We start from the raw sequence: 12,689 nt of genomic DNA on the forward strand, positions 1-12,689 counted from the left end.
GCGAGCGCGCCGGCACGCGCGCCGCGTCGTCCTCGCGCCCGTGTTGCCCGTCGCGCGCGGGTTCGCTGCCGGATTCGGCATCGGCGGCGGCATCGGCGGGAACGCTACGGCGGGAAGGTACGGGCATCGGATCGGAATTCGGCAAGGGACAAGCAAGTACAATGGCGGCTTTTGACGTCGCATCGTCGCACGGCCCGGCGGCGCCCGCGAGCCGCGCGACCCCGCCATCATAGCGGCTCGCGCCGGCCATGACGCGGCTCGCGCACGGCTACGCCCCCATTTTCCATGTTCAAGCTTTCCGATTTCGATTTCGACCTGCCCCCCGAGCTGATCGCGCAAACCGCGCTGCCCGAGCGCAGCGCCAGCCGCCTGCTGGAGGTGGACGGCAGCGTCGCGCCCACGCGCCTGACCGACCGCCGCTTCACCGACCTGCCCGAGTGCATCGGCGCCGGCGACCTGCTGGTGTTCAACGACACCAAGGTGCTGAAGGCACGCTTCTTCGGCCAGAAGGCCAGCGGCGGCAAGATCGAGGTGCTGGTCGAGCGCGTGATCGGCCCGCGCACGGTGCTGGCGCAGATCCGCTCCAGCAAGAGCCCCGTCGAGGGCAGCACGCTGCGGCTGGCCGAGGCCTTCGAGGTGACGGTGGGCGAGCGCGTCGAGCCCTTCTTCACGCTGCACTTCCCCGAGGATTGCCTCGCGCTGATCGAGCGCCACGGCCGCCTGCCGCTGCCGCCCTACATCGAGCACGATCCCGACGCGACCGACGAGACGCGCTACCAGACGGTGTTCGCCAGCAACCCGGGCGCGGTCGCCGCGCCCACCGCCGGCCTGCACTTCGACGAGGCGCTGCTGGCCACGCTGCGCGCGCGCGGCGTCGAGACCGCCACGCTGACGCTGCATGTCGGCGCCGGCACCTTCCAGCCGGTGCGCGTCGACAACATCGCCGAGCACCGGATGCACAGCGAGTGGTACGAACTCAGCGACACGCTGGTGGCGCAGATCGCGGCCACGCGTGCGCGCGGCGGCAAGGTGGTGGCGGTCGGCACCACCTCGATGCGCGCGCTCGAGGCGGCCGCGCGCGACGCGCAACGCGAGGGCCGGGCGCTCGCGCCCACCCGCGCCGAAACCGACATCTTCATCACGCCGGGCTACGCGTTTCGCGTGGTGGACCGGCTGGTGACGAACTTCCACCTGCCGAAGTCGACCCTGCTGATGCTGGTCTCGGCCTTCGCCGGGGTCGAGACGATCCGCGACGCCTATCGCCACGCGATCGCCGAGCGCTATCGCTTCTTCAGCTACGGCGACGCGATGCTGCTCACGCGCCGCGATCCCGAATAAACCCGAAACGAGCGCACTGCCCTCGTCTTCCAGAACGCGCCGCCGCGATTCCCGCGACGGCGCCCACCATGAGCGCCGGACTGTTCTCCGGTAGCAAGGAGCACCAAGCGATGACCGATCGCCAATCGGAACCCGTGCAAGCGCACGTTCCGCCCGAGAACGGGCTCAAGTTCGAACTGCTGACCACCGACGGCCACGCGCGGCGCGGCCGCGTCACGCTCAACCACGGCGTGGTGGAGACGCCGATCTTCATGCCGGTGGGCACCTACGGCACCGTCAAGGCGGTCCAGCCGCGCGAGCTGCACGAGATGCAGGCGCAGATCATCCTCGGCAACACCTTCCACTTGTGGCTGCGCCCGGGCCTCGAGACCATCGGCGCGCACGGCGGCCTGCACCGCTTCATGGGCTGGAACAAGCCGATCCTGACCGACTCGGGCGGCTTCCAGGTGTTCTCGCTGGGCGATCTGCGCAAGATCACCGAGGACGGCGTAACCTTCGCCTCGCCGATCAACGGCGACAAGCTGTTCCTGTCGCCGGAAGTGTCGATGCAGATCCAGAAGGTGCTGAACTCGGACATCGTCATGCAGTTCGACGAATGCACGCCCTACGCCACCGACGGCGTGCCGACCACCCACAAGGAAGCGGCCGAATCGATGCGCATGTCGCTGCGCTGGGCCAGGCGCTCGCTCGACGAGTTCAACGGCCTGGGCAACCCCAACGCGCTGTTCGGCATCGTGCAGGGCGGCATGTTCGAGGACCTGCGCGACGAATCGCTGGCGGGTCTGGCCGAGCTCGACTTCCACGGCTACGCGATCGGCGGGCTGTCGGTCGGCGAGCCGAAGGAAGACATGATGCGCGTGCTGCAGCACGTGGGCCCCAAGCTGCCGGCGCACAAGCCGCATTACCTGATGGGCGTGGGCACGCCGGAGGACCTGGTGGAAGGCGTGGCCAACGGCGTCGACATGTTCGACTGCGTGATGCCCACCCGCAACGCGCGCAACGGCTGGCTGTTCACGCGCTTCGGCGACGTCAAGATCCGCAACGCGACGCACAAGAACTCGCTGCGCCCGCTCGACGAGAGCTGCGGCTGCTACACCTGCCGCAACTTCACGCGCGGCTACCTGCACCACCTGCACCGCGTGGGCGAGATCCTCGGCGCGCAGCTCAACACGATCCACAACCTGCACTACTACTTGACGCTGATGAGCGAGATCCGCGAGGCGATCGAGACGCACAGCTTCGAGGCCTTCCGCCTGCGCTTCGCGGCCGACCGCGCGCGCGGCGTGGAACAGCGCGAGTAGCGCCAACGGCGGCGCGGCGGGCCGCGAAACAAACGGCGAAACGGGCAGAGAAACGGGCGGCGAACGGGCGGCGTCATGCTCGAAGCCCGCGGTTTCGTCATACCCTTGTCGAACGATGTCGCCATGCTCGCCGCTGCGCGTTTTCGGCCAAGGCGCCGGCCGCGGCGGCGCCGACACATTACAATCTGCTTTCGCGAATCGGGGCGAATGCGCGGGAAATACGGGGCAAATCCCCGGGTGACGGCTTAACAGCTTGATCCCAAAGCGCATTTGCCATGCTGTCGCGGTTTTCGCCGGTGGTAGAATGACCGGCTATTTTTCTGATTTTCCCCAACGGAGAGACCAACGTGTCGTTGTCCATTATCAGCAATGCATTCGCGCAAGGCGCTGGCGGCAGCGCCGAATCGAGCCTGATGAGCTTCCTGCCGCTCATCCTGATGTTCGCGGTGCTCTACTTCATCATGATCCGTCCGCAGATGAAGCGTCAGAAGGAGCATCGCAACATGCTCGCCGCGATGGCCAAGGGCGACGAAGTCGTGACCAACGGCGGCCTGGTCGGCAAGGTCACCAAGGTCGGCGAAGCCTACGTCGGCGTCGAGGTGTCGGAAGGCACCGAGATCACGGTCCAGAAGTCGGCCGTGACGACCATCCTGCCGAAGGGCACGATCAAGTCGCTGTAAGTCGCACTTCGAGCGTCCGGCATTCCGGCAGGTCCGCGCATTCGACGCGCGGGCCGCGCGGGAGCCGGACGCGACGCTTTTCAAGCCAACTATCCCGTTCGGCCCTTTCATGAATCGTTACCCAATCTGGAAATATGTCGTGATGGTCGTCGCGCTCGCGATCGGCCTTCTGTACACATTGCCCAACTTCTACGGCGAAGCGCCGGCGGTGCAGGTGTCGAGCGGCAAGGCCACGGTCAAGATCGACTCGGGCACGCTCGGCCAGGTGCAGGCCGCGCTGGCCGCCGCCCAGGTCGCGCCGGACGACATCACCTTCGACAATTCGGCGAACAACGCGAACATCCGCGTGCGCCTGAAGGACACCGATACCCAGCTGCGCGTGAAGGATCTCTTGCAGAAGGCGCTCAACAGCGACCCGAGCGATCCGCAATACGTCGTCGCGCTGAACCTGCAGAGCGCCTCGCCGCGCTGGCTGACCGCGCTGCACGCGCTGCCCATGTACCTCGGCCTGGACCTGCGCGGCGGCGTGCACTTCCTGCTGCAGGTCGACATGACCGGCGCGCTGACCAAGAAGCTCGACTCGGACGCCTCCGACGCGCGCTCGCAACTGCGCGACAAGGGCATCCGCGACGGCGGCGTGAACCGCGTCGATCTCTCGGTGGTCGCCAACTTCGCCGACCAGGACACCGCCGAGCAGGCGCGCCGCTTCCTCGCCGGCTCGATCACCGAACTGCAATGGGCCACCCAGCCCGGCGGCGGCGGCTACCAGGTGGTCGGCACCTTCTCGCCGGCCGTGCAGGCCACCGTCGAGGACGCCGCGCTCAAGCAGAACCTGACCACCCTGCACAACCGCGTCAACGAACTCGGCGTGTCCGAGCCGATCCTCCAGCAGCAGGGCCGCGACCGCATCGTGGTCGAGCTGCCGGGCGTGCAGGACACCGCCAAGGCCAAGGACATCATCGGCCGCACCGCCACGCTCGAAGCGCGCCTGGCCGACCCGGTCAACCTGCACCCGAACCCGAACGACCCGGTGCCGCCGGGCGACGAGCTGTTCACCCAGGGCAACCAGGCGCCGGTGCTGCTGCGCAAGTCGGTGATCTTCACCGGCGACCGCATCATCGACGCCTCGGCCGGTTTCGACGAACACCAGCGTCCCTCGGTCAACATCCGCCTCGACGCGGCGGGCGGGCGCGCGGTGCGCGCCGTGTCGCGCGAGAACATCGGCAAGCCGATGGCGATGGTGCTGTTCGAGAAGGGCAAGGGCGAGGTGCTGACCGTCGCGACCATCCAGTCCGAGCTCGGCGATCGCTTCCAGATCACCGGCCAGCCGACCCCGCAGGCCGCCACCGACCTGGCCCTGCTGCTGCGCGCCGGCTCGCTGGCCGCGCCGATGGACATCATCGAGGAACGCACCATCGGCCCGAGCCTGGGCGCCGACAACATCCGCATGGGCGTGCACTCGGTGATCTGGGGCTTCGTCGCGATCGCGGTGTTCATGATCGCCTACTACATGCTGTTCGGCGCGGTCTCGGTGATCGGCCTGTCGGTCAACCTGCTGCTGCTGGTGGCCGCGCTGTCGATGATGCAGGCCACCCTGACCCTGCCCGGCATCGCCGCCATTGCGCTGGCGCTGGGCATGGCGATCGACTCGAACGTGCTGATCAACGAGCGGATCCGCGAGGAGCTGCGCAGCGGCGCGGCCCCGCAGCTCGCGATCCAGCAGGGTTACGCGCACGCCTGGGCGACCATCCTCGACTCGAACGTCACCACCCTGATCGCCGGCCTCGCGCTGCTCGCCTTCGGTTCGGGCCCGGTGCGCGCGTTCGCGATCGTGCACTGCATCGGCATCCTGACCTCGATGTTCTCGGCGGTGTTCTTCTCGCGCGGCCTGGTCAACCTCTGGTACGGCGGCCGCAAGAAGCTCAAGTCGGTGGCGATCGGCCAGGTCTGGAAGCCGGCCGCGGCCGACGCGGCAGGCGCCGGCAGCCAGGTCTTCCTCGAACAGGACGGCGACACCGATACCGCGAAGGCGGCTCGTCCGGCCGCGGCCAAGGGCGCCAAGGCAACGGCTGGCAAGGGCGGCGCGAAGCCGGTCGCACGCCGCCGCTCCGGCCCCGGCGTGCCGCCGAAGACGCCGGGCTCGTCCAACTAAGCGCCGGAGAACGCACATGGAATTTTTCCGCATTCGCAAAGACATCCCGTTCATGCGGCACGCGTTGGTCTTCAACGTGATCTCGCTGGTGACCTTCCTGGCCGCCGTGTTCTTCCTGGTGCATCGCGGCCTGCATCTGTCGGTCGAGTTCACCGGCGGCACGGTGCTGGAGGTGCAGTACCAGCAGGCCGCCGAACTCGAGCCGGTGCGCGCCACGCTCGGCAAGCTCGGCTACGGCGACGCGCAGGTGCAGAGCTTCGGCACCTCGCGCAACGTGCTGATCCGCCTGGCGCTGAAGCCGGGCCTGACCTCGGCCCAGCAGAGCGACCAGGTGATGGCGGGCCTCAAGGCGCAGAACGCCGACGTGCAGCTGCAACGCGTCGAGTTCGTGGGCCCGCAGGTCGGCAAGGAGCTCGCCACCGACGGCCTGCTCGCGCTGGCCTGCGTGGTGATCGGCATCGTGATCTACCTGTCGTTCCGCTTCGAGTGGAAATACGCGGTGGCCGGCATCATCGCCAACCTGCACGACGTGGTGATCATCCTCGGCTTCTTCGCCTTCTTCCAGTGGGAGTTCTCGCTGTCGGTGCTGGCCGCCGTGCTGGCCGTGCTCGGCTACTCGGTCAACGAGTCGGTGGTGATCTTCGACCGGATCCGCGAGACCTTCCGCCGCGAACGCAAGATGACGGTCCAGGAGGTGATCAACCACGCGATCACCAGCACCATGTCGCGGACCATCATCACCCACACCTCGACGGAAATGATGGTGCTGTCGATGTTCTTCTTCGGCGGCCCGACCCTGCACTACTTCGCGCTCGCGCTGACGGTCGGCATCATGTTCGGCATCTACTCGTCGGTGTTCGTGGCGGGTTCGCTGGCGATGTGGCTCGGCATCCGTCGCGAGGACCTGATGCGCGAGAAGAAGGGCGCGCACGATCCGAACGATCCGAACGCCGGCGCGCAGGTCTGATCGACCCGCCCCGCTCGATGCGAAAAACCGGCCTTCGGGCCGGTTTTTTTTCGTCCGCGCCGATCCCGCGCGATCGGTCGACGGCCGGCGGCAATGGCTGCGCTTCGAGATCGCCGAGCCGCTCGACAGCGAGCGCTTCGTGCCGGTCGGCGCCAGCGCGCTGGCGGCCGGCATCGGCGCGCAGGGCCCGCTCGGCGAGGGACGCGGCGTGCTGGTCGCGATGCGGCCGCTGATCGATCACGCGTTGCGCTGCTGGTCCGGGGAGCGCGACGGCGACGCTTCCAGCGCCTGAGCATCGGTGCCTTCGCTCGCCACGGCGCCGCGCCACACGGCGCTTTTGCACAGCCCGCCGTGGACAAGCGCTGTGCGCCATCCGCCACCGCCCATTCAAAAAAAATCGCCGCGCCCGTTTCCGAGGGCGCGGCGATCGAATCACATCGCGCGGCCGACCACGCGACGTCGTCAGGCTCGCGACAAGGCGCTTACTGCGCGATGCCTTCGGCCGTGATCAGCAGCTTGGTCTGCATCTTGAAGCCATAGGCCTTGCCGTAGTCGACGCCGAACTCGTCGCGGTTGAATTCGCCGGCGGCATCCACGCCGCAGACTTCACGCTTGAGCATCGGGTGCTGCATGCACTTGAAGGAGTTGATGGTCAGCGTCAGCGGCTTGGTCACGCCGTGCAGCGTCAGGTTGCCGACCGCGGCCACCGGCTTGTCGCCGTCGAACTTCAGGGTGCCCTTGAAGGTCGCGTCCGGGTACTTGGCGGCGTCGAAGAAGTCCGGCGTCTGCACGTGCTCGTCGAGCTTGGCGCTGCCGGTATGGATCGAGGCGATCTTGGTGGTGACCTCGACGCTGCCCGTGTGGGCCGCGCGATCGATCGTCACCGTGCCGCTCGAGGTGTCGAACTTGCCGCGCCAGACCGACAGGCCGCCGAAGTGGTCGGTCTCGAAGCTCGGGTAGGTGTGGCTCGGGTCGAGCTGGTAGGTCACCGGCGCGGCCATCGCCGGGATCGACAGCGCCGCGGCGAGCGCGCCCGCCGCCATGATCAGGGTCTTCTTCAAGTCATTCTCCTAGCTACGGTTGGATGGAAGGCCACGGCGAGTCGCGGCCCCCGGAAGCGATTCGTCGGCGCGGCTTATTTCGCGGCGACGAGATGGAACTTGATCTGCACTTCGTCGGCGACGATCGAGGTGTCCTTCCACTCGCCGGTGCCGATCTCGAAGCTCGAGCGCTTGATCGGCAGCACGCCGTCGAACACGCGCTGGCCGCCGCTCTCGGTGACGGTGACCGGCACCGTGACGGGCACGGTCTTGCCCTTGATGGTCAGCTTGCCGGCGACGTTGTACTTGTTGCCGCCGGCCGGCGCGATCGAGGTGGAGACGAAGCTGGCCTGCGGGTAGGTCTTGGCGTCGAACCATTCCTTGCCGGCCACCTGGTCGTTGTACATCTTGTCGCCGAGATCGAAGCTGGCGATGTCGATATTGACCTGGGCGTGGCCCTCGGCGGCCTTGGCCGGGTCGAACTTCAAATCGGCGCTGAATTTCTTGAAGCTGCCCTCGGTCGGCACGTTCATCTGCTTTGAGACCGCCGACACCTTGCTCTTGGCGAGGTCGACCTGGGCCGCGGCAGCGCCCGAGAAGGCCAGCGCGGCGGCAGCCACGGCCGCCAGCAGGGAGCGATTCAGGGAGATCTTCATGGCTTTCCTTTTCTTATTTGAGGAACGGGAGCATGCGGCCCAGCACCCCGTCGCGATCGACGACCTGGTGCTTGAGCGCGGCCAGCACGTGCAGCGCCACCAGCGCGAGCAGCGTGTAGTTGAGGAAGATGTGCAGCGTCTTCAGCGTTTCCTTCAGGACCGGATCGGGATCGATCAGGCGCGGCAGCGGGACCAGGCCGAGATAGACCACCGGGATGTTCGAGGCCGAGCTGTAGAGATAGCCGGTGATCGGGATCGCCAGCATCAGCAGGTAGAGCAGGCCATGCACGGCATGCGCGGCGCCCTTGGCCAGGCGCGAGGTGCCGGCCGGCAGCGGCGGCGCCGCGTGGGTGGCGCGCCACAGCACGCGGATCACGGCCAGCGCGAACACCGTCACGCCGATCCACTTGTGCCAGGAGAAATACTTGAGCTTGGTGGGCGTGAAACCGGGAATGTCGGTCATCACCCAGCCCAGCGAGAAACCGCAGATGATCAGCAGCGCGATCAGCCAGTGCAGCGCGATCGCGGTGCGCGTATAAGTGTCCGGCCGGTTCAGCGTGAGCGACGATGCCATAACGGAAAGCCTCGGATGGTGCGGGACGCGGCGCCGGCCCTGCCTGTAGGATTCCGACGCATTCAAGGCCGCCATGCTACCGCAACAATCCGGCAGGCGAGGAAACTGAAAACTGGCGCGGCGGTCAGAATCTGGCTCGTCTGCCCGATCCCGGCCCGGCCGGGCGCGGCGTGCCCCGAGCCGGGCTTGACACCACGAAAATCGCGTTTTGGTAAGATTGGCGCGGGTTCCAACCCGTCCCCGCGTCCCCCATGATGGCGCGCAACCGGCCTCCGAGATGGAAACACACGACCTGATTGCCTGTCATGAGTGCGACGCACTGTTGCACAAAACGCAGCTTAGCGGCAAGGACAGCGCCCGCTGCCCGCGCTGCGACGCGCTGCTCTACCGCAATACCGCCAACCAGATCGAGCGCATCTGCGCCCTGACGCTGGCCGCCCTGATCACCTTCGTGATCGCCCAGACCTTCCCGATCCTCGAGATGGACGTCAACGGCATGCGCGTGCAGACCACCCTGCTCGGCGCGCTCGAGGCGCTGTGGAACCAGGACATGCAACTGGTGGCGGTGATGGTGTTCTGCTCCACCCTGCTGTTCCCGCTGATCGAGATGGCCGCGCTGCTCTACGTGCTGCTCTCGCTGCGCGCCGGCCACGTGCCGCCGGCCTTCAACGCGGTGCTGCGGGCGATCCAGCTGGTGCGCCCCTGGGGCATGATCGAGGTGTTCATGCTGGGCATCCTGGTGACCATCGTCAAGATGGTGAGCCTGGCGCGCGTGGTGCCGGAGGCGGCGCTGTTCGCGTTCGGCGCGCTGACCCTGATGCTGGCCGCGGTGATGATGTTCGACCCGCGCGCGCTGTGGGACCTCGCCGACGAGATCCTCGCGCGCCGCGCGGCGCAGCGGCACGCCCCTGCCGCGCCGGCCGGCGGCACGCCGGCGAGCCACGCCGGAGCGCCGCGCCGATGAAGATCACCTCCGCCGCACGCGCGGGCATGGCGAGCTGCCATGCCTGCGGCCACGTGCAGAAGCTCGCGCGCGCCGACGCGCATCCGGCCGAGCGCTGCGCGCGCTGCGGCACCGCCCTGCACCTGCGCAAGCCCGACAGCATCGCGCGCACCTGGGCGCTGCTGCTGGCCGCCGCGATCCTGTATATTCCCGCCAACCTGCTGCCGATCATGCGCACCGCCTCGATCGTCGGCGCGCAGGAAGACACGATCATGAGCGGGGTGGTCTATTTCTGGGTGTCGGGCGACTGGCCGCTGGCCGTGGTGGTATTCGTCGCCAGCATCCTGGTGCCGATGCTCAAGCTCGGCGCGCTGACCATCCTGGTGATCTCCGCGCAGCGCCGTTCCGCCTGGCGTCCGGTGCAGCGCACGCGGCTGTATCGCATCGTCGAGCGGATCGGGCGCTGGTCGATGCTCGACATCTTCGTCGTCACGCTGACCGTCGCGCTGGTCCACTTCCGTTCGCTGGCCGAGATCACCGCCGGCCCGGGCGCGCTCGCGTTCGGCTCGGTGGTGATCCTCACCATGCTCGCCTCGATGCAATTCGATCCCCGGCTGATCTGGGATCACGTCGTCACCTCTGGAAAACACCATGAATAGTCCGCAAGGCCCGCAACCCGACCCGAACCAGCCCAACCCGCCCGAGCTGCCCGAGGCCGTCGTCACGCGCCGCAGCGGCTGGCTGCCCTCGCTGGTCTGGCTGGTGCCGCTGGTGGCGGCGCTGATCGGCATCGGCCTGGTGGTGAAGTCGGTGTTCGACCGCGGCCCCGAGATCACCATCAGCTTCCGCAGCGCCGAGGGGCTCGAGCCGGGCAAGACCCAGGTCAAGTACAAGGATGTCGAGATCGGCACGGTCAAGACCATCAAGCTCTCCAAGGACCTCTCGCACGTGCTGGTCGACGTGCAGCTGAAGAAGGAAGCCGAGGACTTCGCCGTCAAGGGCAGCCGCTTCTGGGTGGTGCGCCCGCGAGTGGGCGCCTCCGGCGTGTCGGGCCTCAACACGCTGCTGTCGGGCGCCTACATCGGCGTCGACGCCGGCCGCTCGCCCAATACCCAGACCGACTTCGCCGGCCTGGAGACGCCCCCGCCCGTCACCGGCGACGACAAGGGCACCTCCTACGTGCTGCACGGCGATTCGCTGGGCTCGGTCGACATCGGCTCGCCGGTCTACTACCGGCGCGTGCAGGTCGGCCAGGTGGTCGGCTTCTCGCTCGACAAGGACGGCACCGGCGTGACCTTCAACGTGTTCGTCAACGCCCCCTACGACCAATACGTCGGCACCAACACGCGCTGGTGGCAGGCCAGCGGCGTGGACCTGCGCCTCGATTCGAGCGGCTTCAAGCTCAATACGCAGTCGCTGGCCACCGTGATCCTCGGCGGCCTGGCCTTCCAGTCGCCGCCGAACCAGTCGGCCGGCGGCCCGGTGTCGAACGGCGCGACCTTCCGGCTCGGCTCCGACGAGGGCGATGCGATGCGCGATCCGGACGGGCTGCCGGTCGAGGTGGTGATGAACTTCAACCAGTCGCTGCGCGGGCTGTCGGTGGGCGCGCCGGTCGACTTCCGCGGCATCGTGCTGGGCAACGTCACCAACATCGCCATCGACTACGACCCGAAGACCAAGAACTTCCTGATGCCGGTCACCATGAACATCTATCCGGAGCGGCTCGGCAAGCGCTTCCGCGACCTGGTCGAGAAGAAGGGCGAGCCGGCCCAGCGCGACATCCTCACGCGCCTGGTCGAGCACGGCCTGCGCGGCCAGTTGCGCACCGGCAACCTGCTGACCAGCCAGCTCTACGTGGCGCTCGACTTCTTCCCGAAGGCGCAGAAGGTCCAGATCGACCTGACGCGCAAGCCGGTCGAACTGCCCACCGTGCCGAACACGCTCGACGAGCTGCAACTGCAGGTGGCCGATATCGCCAAGAAGCTCGACAAGGTGCCGTTCGACCAGATCGGCAACAACCTCAACGACGCGCTCAAGCACGCCGACCAACTGTTCCAGCAGCTCGACACGCAGGTCGCGCCGCAGGCGCGCGACACGCTGTCGGCGGCCAAGCAGACCTTCACCACGGCCGAGGCGACCCTGCAGCAGGATTCGCCGCTGCAGGCGGACGTGCGCGGCGCGCTCAAGGAGCTCACGCGCACCCTGCAGTCGCTGAACAACCTCGCCGACTACATGGAGCGGCATCCCGAGTCGCTGCTCCGCGGCAAACCCGGAGACCAGAAATGAGCGCCACCCCGCCCCGTTCGACTCGCCGCGCCGCGCGCGGCAGCCTGCCGGCGCCGGCCGCCGCGGCCTCCCGTACGTCCGTCAGGTCCTTCACGTCCCTGGCGACCATCACGGCCCTGGCGGGCGCGGCGCTGCTGGCCGGCTGCGCCTCGGCGCCCTCGCACTTCTACACGCTGTCGGGCGACGCCGGCGCCGTCACCGCCGGCCGCGGCCTGCCGGCCAACCCCGCCTTCCTGATCCAGGTGCCGGCCGTCAACGTGCCCGAGCAGGTCGCCAAGAACCAGTTGGTGGTCCAGCGCGGCGAGTCGCGCGTCGACGTGCTCGAGGAGCATCGCTGGGCCTCGCCGCCGGCCGACGAGATCCGCCGCGCGCTGTCCTCGGCGCTCACGCGCCGGCTCGGCACCATCGACGTGGCCGACGCGCCCGCGCCGCCGGGCGTGCCGGTCTACCGCGTCAGCGTCGACGTGCAGCGCTTCGAGTCCTGGCCCGGCGACAAGGCCGCGCTCGATGCGGTGTGGAGCGTGCGCTCGCTGGCCACGCAGTCGGTGATGACCTGCCGCAGCACCCTGGTGGAGAAGGTCGGCAGCGGCTACGACGCGCTGGTGGCCGGCCACCGGCAGGCGGTCGGCAAGCTGCCCCACGGCCTGCGCCGCCGGGTTACCCGGCAACCACGGCATCAGCGAATACACCGCATTGGCAACGGTACTCAGCACGCCACCCTGCCCTGGATGCAGGCCGGCATTATTCAGCGC

Annotated in this window: 14 protein-coding genes; 10 read left to right on the plus strand and 4 right to left on the minus strand. The window is 68.1% G+C overall.

The features are described 5' to 3' along the window. Positions 1 to 250, minus strand: a 250-nt coding sequence (locus tag F3J10_RS36070; protein WP_205200554.1) for a hypothetical protein, incomplete at its 3' end; no start/stop codon positions are given. Between the two features lie 35 nt (positions 251 to 285). On the opposite strand from F3J10_RS36070, the gene queA reads away from it, so the two are divergent. The 6 genes from queA (at position 286) to F3J10_RS30880 (ending at position 6,730) form a co-directional block, all read left to right on the plus strand. Further along, positions 286 to 1,338 (plus strand): tRNA preQ1(34) S-adenosylmethionine ribosyltransferase-isomerase QueA, encoded by a 1,053-nt coding sequence (gene queA, locus F3J10_RS30855; RefSeq protein ID WP_166915944.1) that lies wholly within the window; start codon positions 286 to 288, stop codon positions 1,336 to 1,338. A gap of 110 nt (positions 1,339 to 1,448) precedes the next feature. After that, entirely contained in the window at positions 1,449 to 2,639 is a 1,191-nt protein-coding gene (gene tgt, locus F3J10_RS30860) for a tRNA guanosine(34) transglycosylase Tgt (RefSeq protein ID WP_025096746.1), read from the plus strand. A 353-nt stretch (positions 2,640 to 2,992) separates the two neighbouring features. Further along, positions 2,993 to 3,319, plus strand: coding sequence for a preprotein translocase subunit YajC (gene yajC / locus F3J10_RS30865; protein ID WP_013696693.1), 327 nt, complete (start codon positions 2,993 to 2,995; stop codon positions 3,317 to 3,319). 109 nt (positions 3,320 to 3,428) lie between these two features. Next, a complete protein-coding gene (secD, locus tag F3J10_RS30870) occupies positions 3,429 to 5,471 on the plus strand; it encodes a protein translocase subunit SecD (protein ID WP_166915942.1) in 2,043 nt (680 codons plus the stop codon). Positions 5,472 to 5,487: 16 nt separating this feature from the next. Beyond that, a complete protein-coding gene (gene secF / locus F3J10_RS30875; protein WP_013696691.1) occupies positions 5,488 to 6,438 on the plus strand; it encodes a protein translocase subunit SecF in 951 nt (316 codons plus the stop codon). A 139-nt stretch (positions 6,439 to 6,577) separates the two neighbouring features. Continuing rightward, complete coding sequence (locus F3J10_RS30880; protein ID WP_240155755.1) at positions 6,578 to 6,730, plus strand: hypothetical protein; 153 nt, start codon at positions 6,578 to 6,580, stop codon at positions 6,728 to 6,730. 190 nt (positions 6,731 to 6,920) lie between these two features. Here the strand turns inward: F3J10_RS30880 and F3J10_RS30885 are convergent, their stop codons facing one another. The 3 genes from F3J10_RS30885 to F3J10_RS30895 all read right to left on the minus strand — a co-directional run bounded on the left by F3J10_RS30885 (position 6,921) and on the right by F3J10_RS30895 (position 8,708). After that, the gene (locus F3J10_RS30885; RefSeq protein ID WP_025096749.1) at positions 6,921 to 7,499 is read right to left on the minus strand and encodes a YceI family protein; all 579 of its coding nucleotides are present in this window, start codon (positions 7,497 to 7,499) and stop codon (positions 6,921 to 6,923) included. Positions 7,500 to 7,573: 74 nt separating this feature from the next. After that, positions 7,574 to 8,134, minus strand: a complete 561-nt coding sequence (locus F3J10_RS30890) for a YceI family protein (RefSeq protein ID WP_025096750.1) — start codon at positions 8,132 to 8,134, stop codon at positions 7,574 to 7,576. 13 nt (positions 8,135 to 8,147) lie between these two features. Then, the gene (locus tag F3J10_RS30895; RefSeq protein WP_025096751.1) at positions 8,148 to 8,708 is read right to left on the minus strand and encodes a cytochrome b; all 561 of its coding nucleotides are present in this window, start codon (positions 8,706 to 8,708) and stop codon (positions 8,148 to 8,150) included. A 277-nt stretch (positions 8,709 to 8,985) separates the two neighbouring features. On the opposite strand from F3J10_RS30895, the gene F3J10_RS30900 reads away from it, so the two are divergent. The 4 genes from F3J10_RS30900 to F3J10_RS30915 all read left to right on the plus strand — a co-directional run. After that, complete coding sequence (locus F3J10_RS30900; protein ID WP_167232287.1) at positions 8,986 to 9,672, plus strand: paraquat-inducible protein A; 687 nt, start codon at positions 8,986 to 8,988, stop codon at positions 9,670 to 9,672. Then, positions 9,669 to 10,310 carry a paraquat-inducible protein A gene (locus F3J10_RS30905; protein ID WP_025096753.1) on the plus strand — a complete coding sequence of 214 codons (642 nt, stop codon included), beginning with the start codon at positions 9,669 to 9,671 and terminating at the stop codon, positions 10,308 to 10,310. The genes F3J10_RS30900 and F3J10_RS30905 overlap by 4 nt, the downstream gene beginning before the upstream one ends. Next, the gene (locus tag F3J10_RS30910) at positions 10,303 to 11,937 is read left to right on the plus strand and encodes an MlaD family protein (protein WP_013696684.1); all 1,635 of its coding nucleotides are present in this window, start codon (positions 10,303 to 10,305) and stop codon (positions 11,935 to 11,937) included. The genes F3J10_RS30905 and F3J10_RS30910 overlap by 8 nt, the downstream gene beginning before the upstream one ends. Continuing rightward, on the plus strand, positions 11,934 to 12,689 hold a 756-nt coding region (locus tag F3J10_RS30915; RefSeq protein ID WP_240155756.1), incomplete at its 3' end, for a PqiC family protein. The genes F3J10_RS30910 and F3J10_RS30915, both read left to right, overlap by 4 nt.

Source organism: Burkholderia sp. Cy-637 (genome assembly GCF_011753175.1).
Lineage (GTDB): Bacteria > Pseudomonadota > Gammaproteobacteria > Burkholderiales > Burkholderiaceae > Burkholderia > Burkholderia gladioli.